This is a genomic window from Neobacillus sp. (assembly GCF_031988165.1).
In the GTDB taxonomy this organism is placed as follows: domain Bacteria; phylum Bacillota; class Bacilli; order Bacillales; family Cytobacillaceae; genus Neobacillus; species Neobacillus rhizosphaerae.
This window is the reverse complement of sequence record NZ_DALZYO010000027.1, coordinates 31605-50281: the sequence shown is the minus strand read 5'-3', so window position 1 is coordinate 50281 and position 18677 is coordinate 31605. Positions and strand designations below refer to the sequence as shown.

Annotated in this window: 15 protein-coding genes; 11 read left to right on the top strand and 4 right to left on the bottom strand. The window is 42.0% G+C overall.

Features of this window, described 5'->3' with window-relative positions; genetic code table 11:
* Positions 1–26: 26 nt before the first annotated feature.
* Entirely contained in the window at positions 27–2783 is a 2757-nt protein-coding gene (locus tag RTR43_RS16590; RefSeq protein WP_312473338.1) for a dynamin family protein, read from the bottom strand.
* Between the two features lie 383 nt (positions 2784–3166).
* On the opposite strand from RTR43_RS16590, the gene RTR43_RS16585 reads away from it, so the two are divergent.
* Both RTR43_RS16585 and RTR43_RS16580 read left to right on the top strand, forming a co-directional pair.
* A complete protein-coding gene (locus RTR43_RS16585) occupies positions 3167–3676 on the top strand; it encodes a hypothetical protein (protein ID WP_312473337.1) in 510 nt (169 codons plus the stop codon).
* Between the two features lie 14 nt (positions 3677–3690).
* On the top strand, positions 3691–3951 hold the full coding sequence (locus RTR43_RS16580; RefSeq protein WP_312473336.1) for a zinc ribbon domain-containing protein: 261 nt from the start codon (positions 3691–3693) through the stop codon (positions 3949–3951).
* 286 nt (positions 3952–4237) lie between these two features.
* Here RTR43_RS16580 and RTR43_RS16575 read toward each other — a convergent pair whose 3' ends face one another.
* From RTR43_RS16575 to RTR43_RS16565, 3 genes are all read right to left on the bottom strand, one after another.
* Entirely contained in the window at positions 4238–4960 is a 723-nt protein-coding gene (locus tag RTR43_RS16575) for an amino acid ABC transporter ATP-binding protein (protein ID WP_312473335.1), read from the bottom strand.
* A complete protein-coding gene (locus RTR43_RS16570) occupies positions 4957–5613 on the bottom strand; it encodes an amino acid ABC transporter permease (protein WP_312473334.1) in 657 nt (218 codons plus the stop codon). Before RTR43_RS16570 ends, RTR43_RS16575 begins: the two co-directional genes overlap by 4 nt.
* Positions 5614–5818: 205 nt before the next feature.
* The gene (locus RTR43_RS16565) at positions 5819–6625 is read right to left on the bottom strand and encodes a basic amino acid ABC transporter substrate-binding protein (protein ID WP_312473333.1); all 807 of its coding nucleotides are present in this window, start codon (positions 6623–6625) and stop codon (positions 5819–5821) included.
* 355 nt (positions 6626–6980) lie between these two features.
* Between RTR43_RS16565 and RTR43_RS16560 the strand changes: the two genes are divergently transcribed.
* The 9 genes from RTR43_RS16560 to leuB all read left to right on the top strand — a co-directional run bounded on the left by RTR43_RS16560 (position 6981) and on the right by leuB (position 18644).
* On the top strand, positions 6981–7307 hold the full coding sequence (locus RTR43_RS16560; RefSeq protein ID WP_312473332.1) for a MerR family transcriptional regulator: 327 nt from the start codon (positions 6981–6983) through the stop codon (positions 7305–7307).
* A gap of 204 nt (positions 7308–7511) precedes the next feature.
* Positions 7512–8774 carry an ammonium transporter gene (locus tag RTR43_RS16555; protein WP_312473331.1) on the top strand — a complete coding sequence of 421 codons (1263 nt, stop codon included), beginning with the start codon at positions 7512–7514 and terminating at the stop codon, positions 8772–8774.
* 579 nt (positions 8775–9353) lie between these two features.
* Entirely contained in the window at positions 9354–10262 is a 909-nt protein-coding gene (gene ilvE, locus RTR43_RS16550) for a branched-chain-amino-acid transaminase (RefSeq protein ID WP_312473330.1), read from the top strand.
* A gap of 12 nt (positions 10263–10274) precedes the next feature.
* Complete coding sequence (gene ilvD, locus RTR43_RS16545; protein WP_312473329.1) at positions 10275–11942, top strand: dihydroxy-acid dehydratase; 1668 nt, start codon at positions 10275–10277, stop codon at positions 11940–11942.
* A gap of 728 nt (positions 11943–12670) precedes the next feature.
* Positions 12671–14398, top strand: a complete 1728-nt coding sequence (ilvB, locus tag RTR43_RS16540; RefSeq protein ID WP_312473328.1) for a biosynthetic-type acetolactate synthase large subunit — start codon at positions 12671–12673, stop codon at positions 14396–14398.
* Positions 14395–14916 carry an acetolactate synthase small subunit gene (ilvN, locus tag RTR43_RS16535; RefSeq protein ID WP_312473327.1) on the top strand — a complete coding sequence of 174 codons (522 nt, stop codon included), beginning with the start codon at positions 14395–14397 and terminating at the stop codon, positions 14914–14916. Before ilvB ends, ilvN begins: the two co-directional genes overlap by 4 nt.
* A gap of 26 nt (positions 14917–14942) precedes the next feature.
* On the top strand, positions 14943–15974 hold the full coding sequence (gene ilvC, locus RTR43_RS16530; RefSeq protein ID WP_312473326.1) for a ketol-acid reductoisomerase: 1032 nt from the start codon (positions 14943–14945) through the stop codon (positions 15972–15974).
* Positions 15961–17505, top strand: coding sequence for a 2-isopropylmalate synthase (locus tag RTR43_RS16525; protein ID WP_312473325.1), 1545 nt, complete (start codon positions 15961–15963; stop codon positions 17503–17505). Before ilvC ends, RTR43_RS16525 begins: the two co-directional genes overlap by 14 nt.
* Positions 17506–17537: 32 nt before the next feature.
* The gene (gene leuB, locus RTR43_RS16520; protein ID WP_312473324.1) at positions 17538–18644 is read left to right on the top strand and encodes a 3-isopropylmalate dehydrogenase; all 1107 of its coding nucleotides are present in this window, start codon (positions 17538–17540) and stop codon (positions 18642–18644) included.
* The last annotated feature ends 33 nt before the right edge of the window (positions 18645–18677 follow it).

Sequence of the window (18677 nt, the reverse complement as noted above, 5' to 3'; positions counted from 1 at the left end):
ATGGACATCCTCCTTTATCAAATCTATTAATAGATAGTTTGCATGCCTTTTCCAGCCACGGTCATCCATTCGAACTGGCGCAGCCGCACCTCAAACAGTGTCAATGGATCGCGGAAAATTTCTGGATTGGTATTCATGTTATTCAGCATTTCTTGGTTCGTTTGAATTCCGGACCTCGCTTCTTCAACACAGCGATTTAAAATCGTTAGTGGGCTCTTGAAAAACATGGTGACGTCCCTCTCGAGTGATTTTTCAAACAGTTCAAATGGCCGGAAAAACTGCTGACTAACTAACTTAGCCGCTTCGGCATAATCCTCATTTTCCACAAACGATTTATACTTATTATAAAGCATGGCTTTGTTTTGTGGCAGTGCACCAAACAGTTTCCCAGCGCTTTTTAATAAAAATTGTGACGGTGTCCGGCGAAGCAGAATATTGATTGAATCCAGTTGAAAGCTACTCGTCATCCGGTCCGTATCGCGGCGCCAATCATCAAGTACCTTGAAATCACACTCAAGCTTGAGCCGTTCTTCCCCGTACATCTGATTAAAACTCTCACCCATCTCATTCAAAAATTCCTGGCCATGCTCGAACTCCGCTTTGCAACGTTCAATCCATTCCTGGAGCATGCGGTAATATTTCGGCATCACCTGCTGCCCTAAGTAATTTTGAAGTCTTCTATTCATCTCATCATTTAGCTCTAAATGGATTTTGCTAAAATTGCTATCTTCCTTGATTAGAACTGAACACTCCTTTAACATTTTCGGAACGGTTTCCGAAATATCCATTACAATCGCATCCTGAAAGGCACGATAAGACTTCGTGAACGCTTTTGTCTTTTGTGACTCGGTATCATTTAGTTGATTGACCGCTCCCGTTAACTTCATCAACATTTCTTCATTCCAGCGCAGCGATTCTACTAGTTGATTCTCTACATCCATCCGCTTTTGCAAAAGGCTGGCAATCGTGGTCCTGATAAAAAACAACAGTTTAGCTAGACGGCTATCTTCAATGTTTCTCGTGTTTTTAATCGACTGAATAAACTCTTTTAAATCCTTCTGCTGCGGACTGCCTTCATATTGCGAAGAAAACGCAAAAACTTTGGAATCTGGCAGATAAGCCTGAATCGTGGATCTTGTTTCATCAAAAATCTGAATTGCTTCCTGCTCGTCTGCAATCGTATCCATCTTGCTCAAGATAAAATGTAGCGGAATATCAGGTGCTAATTCTTGGATTTGTGCGACAACCACACGCTCTTTATCCGTAAACGAAGCATTAGCATCAAGCACAAACAAGACGGTATCAGCAACATGGAGGTTTTTCAACACCTCAGATCGATCATAATGAGGGGATCCCTTTAGCCCTGGTGTATCTATGAAGGCTACCCTATTTTCCTGCAAAAAAGCACTCGGCAGTCTGAATTCAATAATGGACTCCAAGGCATTGCGGCGGCGATCCATCCGTTCTTGAAAATCAGAAAAACCTTCTAGATTCGTAATCTCCCGATCAGTAATTTCAGTGATTTCTACTCCCTCAGCGTCTTTAAACATAACTACCGACGATGTTGGACTATCCTGCAAGTCTTCCCCTAAAATTGTATTAACAAAAGCCGATTTCCCACTGCCAATTAACCCAGTAATGAAAAAATGTTGGGTATCGAAATCAATTAACTGCTCGACAGGCCATTTCAGACGATTATTCTCACCCATTTCATGTGCCTGCGCCCAGTTCATGATGGAATCAAAGAGTGTCAGGCACTCATCCAGTTCATCCATGTCCGTTTCCGTCATGCTGATCAGATTTTCTGCTTCATTAACGACGGAAACACTGACGCTTGCTGGAAAAAGTTCATTCCAGGAGAGAACCGCAGCTGATGATAGCACTAGATTTTTACTATCAGCTAACCGCAGCCAATTTGTTAACAGGTCTGGGATAAATTCCTGGATTTTTTTAATCAAGTATCTACCGTCAATGAAGTTAAAATAGGTTTCCTTGTGAAACCTAGAAAGACCTGGCCAATTTTCATTTCGATTCAGGTCAAGATTTAATAAAAGATGGTTGATTTCGCTTAACCACGTTAAATAGGATTCTTCCTTTTTGTAGCTGTTCCAAAGTGCGGAAACGAGCTTTTCAAATCTTTCTTTGTCGAGGTTAAACAGTATGATTAAAGCCTCGGTAAAATAACTGGGAGCAAAGGAATTCGTTACCCCCTTCTCCACATACGCAATGATGATATCAAACCAATCCAACGATTCCGTACGCTTTGCTTCATTTACGGCCAATTCAATCGCATTATTCCAATCCTTGTTTTCCTCAAAAAAAGTACGGGCGATTTCGGTTACATTCGGGTAATCCGGATTGGAATTAATTGTCCTTTTCATAACTGATACCGCGGCATCTACCTTGCCACGCTCAATATAGAGGGAAAATAACTGTAACGCCACTTCAGTATTTAAGGTAGGATTATCCGTTTCAATCGCACAATAAATGTCCTCAGCGGTCGATAGCAGCCCTAACTCATAGTAGGCATCGGCGGTATTTTTCTTCGCCCAAGGCTCAAGCTCATTAATGATGTTTTCCCATTTGAAAATGGCGGCTTCAAAATCTTTATAATGAAAATAAACTTCACCCTGAGCAAACCGAATATGTGATAAATCAGGCAAATCCTTTTCTGCTTCCTCTTGAAAAGCTACACCAAGCACCCGAATCGGATGAATATTTTCATGTTCATTGATGAACATTTCATAATAAGTTTTCTGCTTTAATTGCTTTTCTAATGTCATTTCTTTCCCTCCAATTGCACCACTCTATGTCATTCATATGGAAAAGAGGCATAATTATTCCTCATACTATTCGACGATTATGTAGAATATAAGTCCCAATTATTACGATTCTACCAAAGGGATTTTTTAAAAGGATGTCAATAATATTTCAATTTGGAGTCAAATGTTAGCAGGGAGCAAGTATCTATACTCGTTTCTGCAGGTTATAATGATAATGGAACACTCCCCAATTGGCGATCTGCAAGGGGTTGCCAGTGTCGAAAAGCACAGCTTTTCGACTGTGAAGCTTATGCTCACGAAACCTTCCTAAGTGCACCTATGCGTTCAGATTCTATCGATATAAATTCTAATTAGCGGACAAAGACCTAAAGGAGAAATCGACATTGGAAAAGGAACAAGCACTATATTTATCCACTTGCATGGAAACATTACCTCCATCCACCTACGAGATTAAGAAATTAGAAACGGTTGGAGGAACTCTCCCGAAGTTTCACCAATGGACAAACGGAAAGAAAACGTTAGCAGCCTATGAGGTAACCCGGCCAGTAACGGAGACTGGCTATTACTTTATATTTATCGATTGGCACCGCAATGACATTTATTATCTAGTGATTTACGCCCATGATAAAAAAACGACGTTTGCGGAACTTCGACAAGTCCAAGAAATAGACGGTGTACCACACATCGTCTGGATGTATAAACCCTTTAAACGAGACGGGAAAAACGATCAGCGGAAAGCTTATTTTAAGCAAATGTTTGGCTCAACAACGGTGCAAATCAAGCTCCCGGCAGCAACATCGGAAGTTGAGGAATTTTTTGAACAAGTGTTTAAACTATGTCAAAATAGGATAAAAGCAGACCGTATTGTCGAAGTATTTGATTTTGAAAATTGATTGGAGTGTGGAAAATGGCAATTTATAAAAACTGTCAAAGCTGTGGGATGCCTTTAGCAAAGGACGAGCTTAGGGGAGGAACGGAGAAAGACGGCACAAAAAGCATGAAGTATTGTAGTCATTGCTACATAAATGGAGAATTCACCCTGCCTCATATTACAATGGAGGAAATGCAGGAAAGAGTGAAACAAAAGGTCGTTGAATTTGGGATGCCGAAATTTATCGCTGGGATGTTTACGAGAAATATTCCGAAGCTGGAAAGATGGAAGAGATGACCTATCGTCATCTTTTTTATTTTTTAGGGCGTTCAAAAGGTAACATGTCCCTCGTTTCACCAAGCAGTTTCCCAATAAATTTCAAAAAAACGGATGAGCCCCATCCGTTTTTTCGTGACTACTCCTTGCCCATTTTCCAATAAGTCCTTGTTCCGTTATTTCGAATGATTCCATTTTTCGGAAACACTAGAAAAAGCCCAAGTATGTCGACGCAGGCCCCCACAGTTCATCCTCATCATACCAAAATAAGGGACTGCTATCAGCCCCTTTTAGTGATAATTCTGATTTATAAAACCTTACTCAAAAATCCTTTCGTCCGCTCCTCTTTTGGGTTTTCAAATAACTCTCGCGGGATATTTTCTTCAACAATCAGACCGCCGTCCATAAAAAGAACACGGTCGCCCACTTCTTTGGCAAAGCCCATTTCATGGGTTACGACTACCATCGTCATCCCTTCTTTAGCCAGTTGCTTCATAACCTCAAGCACTTCACCAACCATTTCTGGATCGAGGGCTGAGGTTGGTTCATCAAACAGCATGATATTCGGCTCCATTGCCAGCGCCCTGGCAATCGCAACCCGCTGCTTTTGGCCACCGGATAAGGAATCGGGATAGGCTTCCGCTTTATCCTCTAAGCCTACTTTTCGTAAAAGCTCCAAGCCTTTTGCTCTCGCTTTTTCTTCTGGAACCTTCCTAACTTTCATCGGAGCAAGCATAATATTTTCAATGACCTTTTTATGAGGAAACAGATTGAATTGCTGGAAAACCATTCCTACTTCAGTCCGAACTTTATTGATGTCGGTTTTTTTATCTGTCAAATCAATTCCTTCAATATAGACATGACCGCCAGTAATCGTTTCAAGCATATTTATACAGCGAAGAAACGTCGATTTTCCAGAACCAGAAGGGCCAATGACAACAACTACCTCTTGAGGATTAACGGTTACATTGATATCTTTAAGGACTTCATTACTACCAAATGACTTTTTCAAATTTTTCACCAGAATCATTCTGTTGCCAACCTCCTTTCAAGATGATTTAACAGGAAACTTAACGAAAGGGTTAACACAAGATAGATAACCGCAGCTGTCAGATACGGCTCCCACGGGAGCATATATTGACCTTGCATCGCCCGGCCCCAGTACATCAGCTCCGGGGCGGCAATTAACGCAGCGAGAGAGGAATCTTTTATTAAGACAATAAACTCATTGCCAAGCGGTGGAATCATTCTCTTAAAAGCTTGGGGCAAAATAACATTTCGCATAGCTTGTCCATGTGTCATACCCAACGAGCGTGCTGCCTCCATCTGCCCTCTATCAATCGATTGAATCCCGGCGCGAAAGATTTCTGCTACATAGGCCGCTGAATTTAAGGAAAGGGCAATAATCGCAGCGAAAATTGCATTGGTCGTACCTAAAAATGATGGAACGACGGCGAAATGAACCAATAAGATTTGCACCATTAATGGAGTGCCACGAAAAAAATTGATATACCACTTAAACGGAAGAGCATACAGCTTATTTCTCATCATTTTTCCTAACCCTATAAATAACCCAAGTACTGTACCTATCAAAATACTTGCGACCGACAGGCCAATCGTTAACAATGTTCCCTTTAGAAAAAAAGGTGCGTATTCTGCAATAATATCCCACCTAAAATCCATCTATCGATCCCCCTGCCTATTACTTGAATTATGCTAATGAAATGCTAGTTTTGCATGCTAAACAAAAATTGCGTAACTGCCTATGGATAGAAGTTACGCAATTTTAAGTGTATATAGAAAAAACTTTTAAACGTTGAATACTGTCCAGCTGCAGCACCCAACAACAGGTTTAGCGTCGCTAAACGGTCGCTTCCTCTATTCTCTATTACTTTTGTTGATCTTTTAAAATTTTTATATCAGGCTTTGTTTTAAACCATTTCTCATAAAGTTTTTCATAAGTTCCATTGTCCAACACTCTGTTCACTGCCTTGTCAAGTTCTGCCTTTAACTTACTACCCTTAGGTAACAAAATTCCGTAGAATTCTTTGTTAAAGGTTGCATCGTCTTCGATGAAAACTAAATTGTCATTCGGATTATTTTTCACATAGGTCTCGATAACTGTGTTATCCGCAACAACAGCATCAACTCCGCCTTTTTTCAATTCTAAAATAGCTAGATTGTTATTTTCAAACTTTTTTAGTTTATCGTTATTTTCACCAAACAGTTTCTCAACAACTTCCTGGCCTGTCGTACCATTTTGAACGGCAATCTTTTTTCCCTCTAAATCTTTTGCACTTTTAATTGAGCTACCTTTTGGAACTAGAATTTCATTTTTAGATAAAAAGTATGGAATGGAAAAATCATAGGTTTGTTGCCGTTTAGAATCTATGGTGATCGAAGAAATGGCTGCATCTGCAGTTTTTCCTTTAATTTCAACAAAAATTGGATCCCAGCCAACATGCTCTACCTTAATCTTATATCCAGCTTCCTTTGCTACAGCCTTAATGAAATCAATGTCAAAACCAACAATCTCCCCTTTGTCCTGATATTCAAGGGGGGCATAGGCTGCATCTGTTACCACCCTCAAAGTTTTCTTTTCACCGTCGCCATTTGTTTTACTCGTTCCACAGGCAGAAAGAATAAAGAGAAATGCTACTGATAAAACTAGAGAAATCATTTTTAATTTCTTCATTTTTAACCTCCATTATATTTTATTATATTAATTAAAAATATTAAAAATATTTTGAATATAGATAATATTATACCTTTATTTGGATTTTCGTTCAATATTTTACTATTAATAAGTATAGTTTACTGCTTAAAACACCTTAATATATCATACGTTACTCTTGTCCAGAACATTCTTGCTATTTTTCTTACTTTCCATAAAGACATCACAGAATACTTTTTGTTTTTCTCCACACTTTGGTTCTTTAGGTTTTACACAGTAATCCGTCGATTTCGTGTCAGAAAATCTAACATAAATAGTTGTAATATCGATTTTTTTTAATATACTACAGTAAACAAGAGTGAGTGGTGAGTCAATCATGGGAAACGATTTGTCTTATAAAGATAAGAAGGTAATTACAATTGGGGTTGTCAGGGACCTGACTGGTCTATCGGAGAGACAAATACGCTACTATGAAGAACGGAAGTTGATTTTCCCAGAAAGAACCGGCGGAGGCAGCCGGAAATATTCCTTCTCTGATGTAGAGTTATTGATGAAAATCGCCAATAAAATTGAAGATGGCATTCAAACACATGAGATTAGAAAAGAAATGATTCGTGAACAAAAGAAACAAAACCAAGATGAAATGCGCAGAAAAATGATTCAAGGACAGCTTAACGCTCAGTTTGGGTTACGAAAAAATTAACACGTATTTTTACAGCCTCGTTCCTTTTATAAGGAATGAGGCTTTTCTTTACCTCTAATCCAGCTAGAAGCCAGAGGAATTTTTTTCTCCATAAAAACCACGTTAGATTATCTTACAGGTTTATAGAAACCGTTTCTTATTCATGTAAAAATACAACTACATCGAAGGTTATAAAAATTAACATCACATTAAAAGGAGGAGAAAATGAATACGATATTCTTAATGAATAGTCTTTGGGTAATGGTAGCTGCGGTACTCGTTATTTTAATGATTGGAGGGTTCATCCTTCTTGAAACCGGCTCAACCAGAATGAAGAACGCAGGACATATTGCAGGAAAAACGATCCTTACCTTTGGAATTGGCTCCCTCGTTTTTTGGGCAGTAGGCTATGGCTTAATTTTCGGCAAAGGTAATCCATTCATCGGGTTTTCCCATTTCTTTTATTCAGGCTATGACATCGATGGTCTACCACTATCCGGTGCGGTCTTCTTTTTATTTCAATTAGCCTTTGCTGGGATTTCATTAACGATTGCCTTTGGCGGTTTTGCTGAACGTGCTAAATTAAGTGCCTACCTTATATTTGCGGTCCTTTTCTCCGTTATTGTCTATCCTCCAATTGCCCACTGGATTTGGGGTGGCGGCTGGTTAGCTGAACATGGGAAACAGGATTTTGCCGGTTCGACGGTTGTTCACTTAACGGGCGCAATGGCAGCACTAGCAGCTACGATTCTATTAAAACCTCGTATTGGCAAGTTTAATAAAGATGGATCCACCAATAATCTCGCCGGTCACAACCAAGTATTTACTGCCTTAAGCGTATTACTTCTATGGGTAGGATGGTTTGGCTTCAACGCTGGCAGTACGTTATCGGTTGACAAAGCATTTTTCGGTTTTGTTGCCATTAATACAAATTTGGCAGCGGCAGCTGGGACTGTTGCAGCCATGATTATTTCTTGGCTGGTATTGGGTAAGGCCGATGTACTAATGATGTTAAACGGTGCGCTCGCTGGTTTGGTCGCAATTACAGCTTCCTGTGCATTTGTTGACACTTGGGCTGCTGTCCTTATCGGGTTTATCGCAGGAATTCTTGTCTTTTACAGCATTCGCTTTTTTGAAAAAAGAAAAATTGATGATCCCATCGTGGCTCTCTCTGTCCATGGAACGGCAGGAGTTTGGGGAACCTTATCAACTGGCCTCTTTGCAACAAAAGAATTAGCAACAGTAGGAAAGCCAGGTTTATTTTATGGAGGCGGTTTCCACCAACTTGGCGTTCAAGCACTGGGCGTGATCACCTGTGCAGCTTTCGCCTTTTTTGTCTCCTACATTCTTCTATCAGTTATGAAAAAAGCAATGAATGGATTGCGTGTCACAGAAGAGGAAGAAATGATCGGTCTTGATATGAGCGAACATGGTAGTTACGGCTACCCCGAATTAATAAAGGCTGAACAAAAGCTAAAAGCACAATAACCATTCTATTTAAATTCGGTAGTCAATCCCTTATTTGGAGAAAATCCTTTTTTTCACCATTTAAGGGAGGTGTATGAATATCTTGCAAAAATAGAATAGATAAAATCGCGTTCCTCCTCATGTGTCTCTTCTGTGTAATAAGATAGAAATAACCACACTTTCCAACATTTTCACTTTATTACCTCCGATTCTATTCTCCATAATTCGCCTCAAATGAACTTAATAGAAAAATTTTTCAAAAAAATTCTCCCCTCCTTTTCCCTATCATAGCAAGTATGAAAACGCTACCAATTATTTTGACTAATTTGAATTATCTGATTTTTATATTGACCATGTCTTCGATTGGTTGTATGATTATCGAAAATAATCATCTAAGAAAAGCGCAAGCGCCCGTTCACTAGTTGCTGGGCGATGGAGCTGGACAATTCTCGAAGTTCAATGTTATAAATTCCGAGAATATTTTAGTAAACACTGTCTTTGGTCATCACCGCCTTTAACGCGGGATGGGGCAAGGCAATTCTTTTTAAAATCAATGTTTAATCATTTAAAGCGGTTTATCATTAAAGAGGAGTGGTTAGGTTGGGAAGTCAATGGATTTTCCTTGGCGGCAATTTCGTCAAGAAAGAGGATGCTGTTGTATCAGTTTTTGATCATGGTTTTTTATATGGCGATGGAGTATTTGAAGGCATTCGTGTTTACAGTGGAAATGTCTTTAGGCTCGACGCTCACCTAAAAAGACTATTTGAATCAGCTCAATCCATCATGCTGAAGATTCCATACTCACAGGAGGAAATGACGCAATTAATCGTTGAAACTATTAGAAAAAATCAGCTGGAAAGCGCCTATATTCGTGTCGTTGTTTCACGTGGCAAAGGAAATCTCGGCCTAGACCCTTCCTCCTGCTCAAAACCAAATGTCATCATTATTGCAGAAGAATTAACCATGTATCCTAAGGAGTTTTACGAACGGGGCATTAAAATCGCCTCTGTTGCTAGCCGCAGGAATCGCCCGGATGTTCTCAGCCCGCAAATCAAATCGCTCAATTATTTAAATAATATCCTTGTTAAGCTAGAAGCCAATCAGGCTGGGGTTGAGGAAGCTTTAATGCTGAATGACCAAGGCTATGTGACAGAAGGTTCCGCTGACAATATTTTCATTGTAAAAAATGGTGTCGTTTATACTCCTCCTGTTTATTTAGGAGCATTAGAAGGCATTACCCGCAACGCCATCATTGATGTCGCAAGAGCCAAGGGCTATGAAGTCAGAGAATCTCCTTTTACAAGACATGATGTATATGTGGCCGATGAAGTATTCTTAACCGGCACTGCTGTAGAAGTAATTGCGGTTGTTGATGTGGATGGCCGCGTCATTCGCGATGGAAAACCTGGAGCCATTACAAATATCCTTTTAGAAGAATTCAGAAACATCGTTACAAGTGACGGAGTGGCTTGTTACTCTTCAAAAACAAACCATGCTGTAGTCAGTTAGGAGGCGCTCAAAATGCGCAGCGATATGATTAAAAAGGGGATTGATCGTGCACCCCACCGCAGCTTATTATACGCAACCGGGGTAACCGTTAAAGATTTAGAAAAGCCGTTTATCGGTGTTTGTAACTCGTTTATTGAAATTATCCCTGGACATAAACACCTTAATCATTTCGGTGAGATTGTCAAAGAAGCCATCCGTGAAGCCGGTGGCATCCCATTTGAATTTAATACAATTGGTGTTGATGATGGCATAGCAATGGGGCATATTGGCATGCGTTATTCCCTGCCAAGTCGTGAGATTATTGCTGATAGTGCCGAAACGGTCATCAATGCCCATTGGTTCGATGGTGTTTTTTACATTCCAAACTGCGACAAGATTACACCCGGAATGTTAATGGCAGCCGCAAGGACTAATGTTCCATCCGTATTTGTCTCGGGTGGTCCAATGGAAGCAGGTGTTTCCTCGACTGGGAAAAACCTTTCCCTCACTTCGGTATTCGAGGGTGTAGGCGCCTACCACAAAGGTTCGATGACCCAGCAGGAATTACTTGACATTGAAACGAGTGCCTGCCCTACTTGCGGTTCCTGCTCTGGTATGTTTACCGCTAATTCAATGAACTGTCTTATGGAAGTGTTAGGAATGACGGTTCCCGGAAACGGAACGATTGTTGCTACTTCTGAAGAAAGACATGAGCTAATTCGACAAGCTGCCAAACACTTAATGGAATTAGTAAAGCAGGATATTCGCCCTAGGGACATCATTACTAGAGAAGCAATCGATAATGCCTTTGCACTCGATATGGCGATGGGCGGTTCAACCAATACCGTTCTCCATACACTTGCGATTGCCCATGAAGCCGGGATTGAATACGATTTACGTGATATTAACAAAATAGCTGAAAAAGTACCTTATCTATCAAAAATTATGCCAGCATCTGATTATTCGATGGCAGATATCCATCAAGCTGGCGGGGTTAGTGCCATTTTAAATGAGCTTTGTAAAATTGAGGGGGCCTTGCATCAGGATTGCCTGTCGATTACCGGAAAAACGCTAGCTGAAAATGTGAAGAATGCAACAATCCTTAATGAAAGGGTGATTCGCCCGAAAGAAAATCCGTACAGCCCGGTGGGTGGATTATCCATCCTATACGGAAACCTAGCTCCCGATGGCGGTGTCATCAAGGTTGGTGCTGTTGATCCATCCATTAAAACATTCCTTGGGGAAGCAATTGTTTTTGAATCTCAAGAAGAAGCTCAGGAACATATTAATAATGGTGTTGTTCAATCAGGACATGTGGTTGTCATTCGCTATGAGGGTCCAAAAGGCGGTCCGGGAATGCCAGAAATGCTCGCTCCGACATCAGCCATTGCGGGTCGCGGTTTAGACAAGGAAGTTGCCCTCATTACAGACGGTCGCTTCTCTGGAGCAAGCCGGGGCATTTCCGTCGGGCATATTTCACCGGAAGCAGCAGAAGGCGGACCAATCGCTTTTGTTCAAAATGGTGACAAGATCTTAATTGATCTTGAGGGCCGCTCTATCGAACTTCTTGTAGATGAGGAAGAATTGGCTAAGAGACGCCACTCGTGGGTGAAACCAGAACCAAAAATTAAATCTGGCTATCTAGCAAAATATGCAAAGCTTGTTACTTCCGCTAATACTGGCGGGGTTATGAAAATATAGGTAGCTTTATCGTTCATTATTCGGAGAAGGCTGTTTTTCTCTCGGATAGAGGTTGGATTACTCTCAGATAAGGCTCGTTTGCTCACCGATGGTACGTTATGTTCAATCAGGGATTCACTAGTACCCCTCCCCTTCCTAAGAAGTTAAGGTACTAAACGTTAGACAGGAAAATCACTGACAAAAAAATAGCAATAAATCGATGACGGGAATAAAGGAATAAGAAACTGTATTTTCAGAGAGCTGGGGTTGCTGGAAGCCCAGTAATACAACTTACTCCGACATCATCCCTGAGTGTTGAGCTGAACGGTTTTTACTTAGTAGGCTGAGCCAGGTGGTCGAACGAAGATCACCTGTTACCAAAAGAAGCGTTATTAGATTTAGTTGTCGCTTCATAAGGCAGTATTTGTAAGGATACTGTAAAACCGGGTGGTACCGAGAAAAAGAAGGTCTTTTCTCCCCGATTATTCTGCTTTGTTGTATGTAGACAGCAGTTTATTCGGAGACGAAAAGGCCTTTTTTACTTTGAATGAGAGCTATCGACATATTTTTGGGGGATACAAACAGATTTCAGTTGGATATGAACAAATTCTGGTCCGATACGAACAGATTTCAACCGGATATGAACAAATTCAATCGCCAATAACCTGGTTACTCACTCATGTTTTATTAGGCACAGTCACACGCTTAGTTTTTCAAATATTCAATCATCCACAAGGAGGGATTACGACGTGAAAGTAGAAGCAAAGCTGGAATACCAACCCAGTACCGCACCAAAAACAGGTGCAGACCTTCTCATCGATTTATTAAAAAAAGCAGAGGTCGATACAATTTTTGGTTACCCGGGAGGCGCTGTCCTACCAATTTACGATGCGATTTATCGGGCTCGAGGTACCATTAACCATGTCCTCTTCCGTCATGAGCAGGGAATGATTCACGCAGCGGAAGGATATGCCCGAATTACCGGAAAACCTGGGGTAGTCATTGCTACTTCCGGTCCGGGTGCGACCAACTTGGTTACCGGAATTACCGACGCCATGATGGACTCCTTGCCGCTCGTGGTATTCACCGGGCAGGTTGCACGTACTGTCATCGGAACAGATGCCTTCCAAGAAGCGGACGTCATGGCCATTACAACACCAATCACCAAACATAATTATCAAGTGCAATCCATTGCTGACTTGCCAAGAATCGTGAAGGAAGCCTTTCACATTGCTTCTACTGGCAGGCCGGGACCAGTCTTGGTCGATATTCCGAAAGATATATCATCTGAAGTTTTAGCCGGCGAGCCTGAAGAAGCGAGCATTCATTTGCCGGGCTACCAACCAACCATTAAGCCCAATCCGTTACAAATCAAAAAACTGGCAGATGTGATTCAAAAAGCTAACAAACCTGTCGTCCTTGCTGGTGCAGGAGTTCTTCACAGCCAGGCATCTGCTGAATTAACAGCCTTTGCCGAAAAGCACAAACTTCCAGTCGTGACCACCCTGCTTGGACTTGGAACATTCCCAGGAGACAGTTCTCTCTCCTTAGGAATGGCCGGCATGCACGGAACCTATGCCGCAAATATGGCTTTATACGAATGTGATTTATTAATCAATTTCGGGGCACGTTTCGATGACAGACTTACAGGCAACCTAAAACACTTTGCACCACATGCCAAAGTAGCTCACATTGATATTGATCCAGCAGAAATTGGTAAAAATGTCGCCACACAAATTCCAATTGTCGCAGACGCTAAAGTTGCATTAATTGAGCTAAATGATCAGACTGCAGAATCTCCCACACATGACGCATGGCTCGAAAGACTGAATTACTTTAAACACGACTACCCGCTTTGGTATAAACATAACCCAGCCGGGATGAGTCCTCAATGGCTCATCGAAGCCGTTCATAAGGTAACCAATGGTAATGCAATTGTCGCGACAGATGTCGGTCAGCATCAAATGTGGGCCGCCCAGTATTACACCTTCAAGCAGCCACATCGTTGGATTACGTCAGGAGGGCTGGGCACAATGGGTTTTGGCTTCCCGGCGGCGATTGGGGCGCAAATTGCATCGCCGGAAAGTACAGTCGTAGCTATTGTTGGTGATGGTGGCTTCCAAATGACACTTCAAGAGCTATCTGTCATTTATGAACGAAACTTGCCTGTTAAAATCATCATCGTCAATAACGGCGCACTCGGAATGGTTCGCCAGTGGCAAGAGCTATTATACGATAATCGTATTTCCGAATCCCTTCTCCATACGCAGCCTGATTTTGTAAAACTGGCCGAAAGCTATTCCATTCGTGGAATTAAAGTTGATAACCAAGAAGACCTTATCGCTGTCCTACCAGAAGTTTTCACCTATGACGGTCCGGTTTTACTCGATTGCCGCGTCTTCCAGCAGGAAAAAGTGTATCCAATGATTGCCCCTGGAAAAGGGTTGCATGAAATGATTGGGGTGAAACCTTCATGAAACGAATTATAACTTTAACCGTTCAAGATCGAAGCGGTGTCCTTAATCGTGTCACTGGTCTATTGCAAAGACGGCAATTTAACATTGAAAGTATTTCAGTGGGACCTACTGAAACTGAGGGTATTTCAAAAATGACCCTTGTCGTAGAAATTGAAGATGAGCAACGTCTTGAACAGGTTACGAAACAATTAAACAAGCAAATTGATGTGTTAAAAGTGTCCGATATTACCGATAAAGCGATTGTTGTCAGAGAGCTGGCGCTCATCAAAGTAGCGAGCAGCTCACAGCTCCGCAGCGAAATTAACGGCATCATTGATCCATTTCGCGCCTTGATTATTGACGTAAGTAAAGAAAGTTTAGCAGTTCAAATCACAGGCCGCCCTGATAAAATCGATGCCTTAATTGAACTGCTTCGTCCATACGGCATTAAAGAGATTGCCAGAACAGGGTTGACCGCCTTCTTACGTGGGTACCAGCCACAAGTTAACGAACTAGCTACTTATTCTCTATTAAAATAATACTATTCCTGAAAGGATGATTCATAATGGTAAAAGTACTTTATAACGGAGATATTCAAGAGGAAGTTTTACAAGGAAAAAAAATCGCAGTAATTGGTTATGGCTCACAAGGTCATGCACATGCTCTTAATTTAAAGGAAAGCGGCTTTGATGTTGTGGTTGGATTACGCGGAGGAAAATCATGGGATAAAGCGGTTGAAGATGGTGTTGATGTTCGCTCAGTTGCAGAGGCAACCGCGACTGCAGACGTTGTAATGGTTCTTCTTCCAGACGAAATGCAGCCGAAGGTGTATGAAGAAAGCATCAAACCAAACCTGGAAGCAGGTAATGCCCTTGTTTTTGCCCATGGCTTCAACGTTCATTTTAACCAAATCGTCCCGCCTGCGGATGTTGATGTTTTTCTTGTTGCACCTAAAGGACCAGGACATTTAGTGCGTCGCACCTATACAGAAGGTGCCGGAGTTCCTGCCCTCTATGCCGTTTACCAAGATTACACTGGCCAGGCACGCGATGTTGCTCTAGCCTATGCAAAAGGGATCGGCGCAGCTCGGGCCGGTGTTCTAGAAACTTCTTTCCAAGAAGAAACGGAAACAGATCTTTTCGGGGAACAGGCTGTTCTTTGCGGCGGTACTACTGCCCTGATCAAAGCAGGCTTCGAAACACTTGTTGAAGCTGGCTATCAGCCTGAAGTTGCCTACTTCGAGTGTTTACATGAATTGAAATTAATCGTTGACCTGTTATACGAGGGTGGCTTAGAAAACATGCGTTACTCGATTTCTGATACAGCCCAGTGGGGAGATTTCGTTTCGGGACCGCGTGTTGTGAACGATGATACAAAAGCACGGATGAAGGATATTTTAAAAGATATTCAAACTGGAGTATTTGCTAAAGGCTGGATCTTAGAAAACCAAGCAAACCGCCCGCAGTTTAACGCGATTAACCGCAGTGAAAACAACCATCCAATCGAAAAAGTTGGCCGTGAGCTTCGCGCCCTAATGCCATTTATTAAAAAACCAGTAAATGCAAAGAAGGAAGTGGTGGTTCATGGTTCACGTTAACATCTTTGATACAACCTTACGTGATGGTGAGCAGTCCCCTGGTGTGAATTTAAACCAGCTGGAAAAATTAGAAATTGCCAGACAGCTTGAGCGGTTTGGTGTGGACATTATGGAGGCCGGTTTCCCGGCTTCCTCCCAAGGAGATTTCGAAGCAGTCAGAGCGATTGCCCAGACAATCAAAAATTCTTCCATCACAGGACTGGCACGGGCAACGAAATCGGACATCGACATTGCGTGGGATGCTTTAAAAGATGCAGCAGAACCAAGATTACATGTTTTCCTGGCAACCTCCCCTATCCATATGCAATATAAACTATTGAAATCACCAGAGGAAGTCACCCAAACAGCTATAGACATGGTTTCTTACGCGAGAAAAAGATTCCCGCACGTCGAATGGTCTGCAGAGGATGCTTCCCGGTCTGATCTTGATTTTCTCGTTCGAATCATTACGAAAGTGATTGATGCCGGGGCAACCGTCATCAATCTACCAGATACGGTCGGTTATACAACACCTGAAGAATATGGTCGAATGTTCCGCTACGTCCGGGAAAACGTCCCAAATATTCATAAGGCCGCTTTATCCTGTCATTGCCATGATGACTTAGGCATGGCTGTTGCCAATTCACTCGCAGCCATCGAAAACGGTGTCACCCAAGTGGAGGGCACAATTAATGGAATCGGCGAACGTGCCGGAAACGCATCATTAGAAGAAATTGCAGTTGCACTTAATATTCGTAAAGATAAGTATAATTTTACAAATAATCTTGTTTTAAAAGAAATCAAACGAACAAGTGATCTTGTCAGCCGTTTTACTGGAATGCTGGTTCCACCCAATAAAGCAGTGGTTGGAAAAAATGCCTTTGCCCATGAATCTGGTATTCATCAAGACGGTGTGTTAAAAAATACGTTAACTTATGAGATTATTACTCCTGAATTAGTTGGGGTCAAATCCAATGATTTGGTACTTGGCAAACATTCCGGACGCCATGCGTTCAAAGATAAAATCGAACAGATGGGATTTCACTTATCGCCGGAAAAGCTTGGCGAAGCGTTCACTTCTTTTAAACAATTAACTGATCGAAAAAAGGAAGTAACCGACGAGGATTTGTTTACGATTTTAACCGATATACAAACAGCGGTTGTTGATATAAAGAAATATGAGCTGGTAGCTTTTCAAGTGCAGTACGGTTCAGCTAATCTTCCTACTGCAACCGTTGCCCTCACTACTCCTGAAGGAATTCGGGCCGAAACAGCCCGCACTGGTTCAGGAAGTGTCGAGGCACTAATGAACACATTAGAAGCTCTGATTAAAGAAGAAATTCATCTGACTGATTTTAGATTAAGCTCAATAGGCCAGGGACGGGATGCTCTTGCTGAGGTCCATGTCAAAATGACCGTGAACGGAAGCCCTGTAAGCGGCCGCGGCTCCGCGCAGGATGTGTTGGAGGCTTCTGCAAAATCCTTTTTGAACGCCGTCAATCGCGTATTTTTCACCCATAATGCCGTCCTAAAAGAAACGGCAATGTTATAAATCTAAACTAAAAAAATGAGGAGGTTGCTTCGATGAAAAAAAGAATTGTCCTGCTTCCCGGTGATGGTATTGGCAAGGAAGTTATTGACTCTGCAAAAGATGTGTTACGTGCAATTGCTGAAGAATTTAATCACTCTTTTAGCTTCGACACCCATGAAATCGGAGGAGCAGCCATAGACCAGTACGGCACTCCCCTGCCAGAAACGACTGTGGAAGCATGCGCTCAAGCCGATGCTGTATTGCTTGGTGCCGTTGGTGGACCAAAATGGGATAACAATCCCTCCCATTTACGCCCTGAAAGAGGATTACTTGGAATTCGGAAAGCTCTTGATTTATATGCCAATTTAAGGCCCATCAAAGGCTTTAAGAACCTTCTCCATGCCTCACCTCTAAAGGAAGAAGTGGTATCAGGAAGCGACCTCCTTATTGTACGCGAATTAACAGGGGGACTTTATTTTGGAACACCAAGTGAACGACGTGACAACGGAAACGCTGTGGTAGATACTCTTTCCTATTCCCGTTCAGAGATTGAAAGAATCGTAGATAAGGCCTTTCAAGCAGCCCAACAGCGGCGCGGACTACTTACATCGGTTGATAAAGCTAACGTGCTTGAGTCTAGCAAGCTATGGCGCGAAATTGTCGAAGAGAAAAAAGCCCAGTATCCAGACGTGGCCGTTGAACATGTTTTAGTCGATGCTGCCGCAATGAAATTGATCACGAACCCTACCCAGTTCGATGTCATCGTTACTGAGAATCTATTCGGAGACATCTTAAGCGACGAAGCTTCCGTTTTAACTGGATCGCTTGGCATGCTCCCTTCTGCAAGCTTGCGAGAGGATGGGGTTGGGCTTTACGAACCTGTTCACGGCTCAGCACCAGACATCGCCGGAAAAGGAGTCGCCAATCCAGTCGCGATGATTTTATCCACTGCCCTTATGCTCAGATATTCATTCAAATTAGATGACGAAGCGAAAGTGATTGAAGATGCTGTTCAATCCGTACTAGATGCGGGCTTCCATACAGCGGACCTCCAAGTTGCAGATGGACGCCTTGTTGGTACCTTTGAAATGACCAAACTCATTGTCGATTATATTAAATCACAAAATGCTTCGAAGTGTATCGCAAGCTGTTATTTTTGAGTGTGGGCACCCGCTAGGCTGAATGAGACCTGG

Bases quoted from the DNA above. Each gene is read 5' to 3' on its own strand.
- RTR43_RS16590 (WP_312473338.1), bottom strand. From the start codon at position 2,783: ATGACATTAGAAAAGCAATTAAAGCAGAAAACTTATTATGAAATGTTC.
- RTR43_RS16580 (WP_312473336.1), top strand. From the start codon at position 3,691: ATGGCAATTTATAAAAACTGTCAAAGCTGTGGGATGCCTTTAGCAAAG.
- RTR43_RS16575 (WP_312473335.1), bottom strand. From the start codon at position 4,960: ATGATTCTGGTGAAAAATTTGAAAAAGTCATTTGGTAGTAATGAAGTC.
- RTR43_RS16570 (WP_312473334.1), bottom strand. From the start codon at position 5,613: ATGGATTTTAGGTGGGATATTATTGCAGAATACGCACCTTTTTTTCTA.
- RTR43_RS16565 (WP_312473333.1), bottom strand. From the start codon at position 6,625: ATGAAGAAATTAAAAATGATTTCTCTAGTTTTATCAGTAGCATTTCTC.
- RTR43_RS16560 (WP_312473332.1), top strand. From the start codon at position 6,981: ATGGGAAACGATTTGTCTTATAAAGATAAGAAGGTAATTACAATTGGG.
- RTR43_RS16555 (WP_312473331.1), top strand. From the start codon at position 7,512: ATGAATACGATATTCTTAATGAATAGTCTTTGGGTAATGGTAGCTGCG.
- ilvD (WP_312473329.1), top strand. From the start codon at position 10,275: ATGCGCAGCGATATGATTAAAAAGGGGATTGATCGTGCACCCCACCGC.
- ilvN (WP_312473327.1), top strand. From the start codon at position 14,395: ATGAAACGAATTATAACTTTAACCGTTCAAGATCGAAGCGGTGTCCTT.
- ilvC (WP_312473326.1), top strand. From the start codon at position 14,943: ATGGTAAAAGTACTTTATAACGGAGATATTCAAGAGGAAGTTTTACAA.
- RTR43_RS16525 (WP_312473325.1), top strand. From the start codon at position 15,961: ATGGTTCACGTTAACATCTTTGATACAACCTTACGTGATGGTGAGCAG.
- leuB (WP_312473324.1), top strand. From the start codon at position 17,538: ATGAAAAAAAGAATTGTCCTGCTTCCCGGTGATGGTATTGGCAAGGAA.